The organism is Pseudomonas sp. 313 (assembly GCF_000316965.1).
In the GTDB taxonomy this organism is placed as follows: Bacteria; Pseudomonadota; Gammaproteobacteria; order Pseudomonadales; family Pseudomonadaceae; genus Chryseomonas; species Chryseomonas benzopyrenica.
In genome coordinates, this window is sequence record NZ_ANBZ01000006.1 from 1 (window position 1) to 1,189 (window position 1,189).

Annotated in this window: 1 pseudogene; it reads left to right on the forward strand. The window is 58.0% G+C overall.

Annotated features, from left to right (window positions below):
- Positions 1-785 (forward strand): annotated as a pseudogene (locus tag C722_RS24390) (IS4-like element ISPa1635 family transposase); the annotation flags it as partial.
- Positions 786-1,189 lie beyond the last annotated feature (404 nt).

Genomic DNA, 1,189 nt, shown 5'->3' on the forward strand with positions numbered 1-1,189 from the left:
TGACCGTCGGCGAGCGCGACTGTGCCCATCTGCACCTTGAGCACCTGCCGGCTGACAGCCTGACGCTGTTTGACCGTGGTTACCCTGGGCACTGGTTATTCGCGCTGTTCGCGCAGCAACAGCGGCACTTTCTGATGCGCCTGCCCTGTGGCTATAACGCCCAGGTCAAAGCGTTTCTACACTCTGGCCAAGTTGAAGACACACAGCTTTTCGTGGCCAACCATCCTGAAGCACGTCTGTTCTGCTCCGAGGCTGGCGTTGATCCTGCCAGCCAGATCGAGCTGAGACTGATCCGGGTCGAGTTGGCCAACGGCGAAAGCGAAGTATTGCTGACCTCGCTGCTGGATCGAGAAGCCTTTCCCGCTGAGGTGTTTGCCGAGCTTTACCACCGCCGCTGGGGCATCGAAACCGATTTCCGTCGCCTCAAACAAACCCTGACGCTGGACAACTTCAGCGGCCGCAGCGTGACCGCTGTAAAGCAGGACTTTCATGCCGCTCAACTGTTGAAGAACCTGGCGCTGTTGATGCAGCACCTGCTACAGCCGGTCATCGAACAGCGCCACAAAGGTCGCAAGCTGCGATGGAAAGTCAACTTCACCCAAGGCGTGTCACGGCTCAAAAATACCCTGGTCGAGCTGCTGGTGCGGCACTGTGCTCAGGGGCTGAGCAATGTGCTGGCCTTGATGGCTAAAAGCCTCAGTGCCGTACGCTCAGGCCGTAGCTTTGCGCGCCAACGCAAACGCGCAGCCAGCCGAGGTTGTGAGGGCTACAAACCGACGCGCTGAAGAAACACCACCGCCCAACCTCCGTGCAAAAAAGCTGGCCACAAGCGGTCGGCATAGGCTCGTCCGGAGAACGAGAAATCTCGCCTAGACAGCCGGAACAGACGATGATCACATCACCGCCAGCCCAGCTAGACCGCCTGATTGAGCGGCAGAGGCCTGGTCATCGCCCGACGGCCATGGCGGCTGGCTGCTTCGGGGGGCTTGCCTTGGGCAGGGCTGCAGCTTAGGTTGATGACATTGACATAGGGGCAGCACCTTACCGAAAGGGTCAGGTGTTGCACTCAGTTTTTGCCGCCGCCCTCTTAGCTGCTTTACGCCGCACCCTGATTATCTCTCTCGAACACATAACCTCTCAAAATAACACCCCGAAATTTATTCTTGGACCAATAAAAATAGCCCCTATG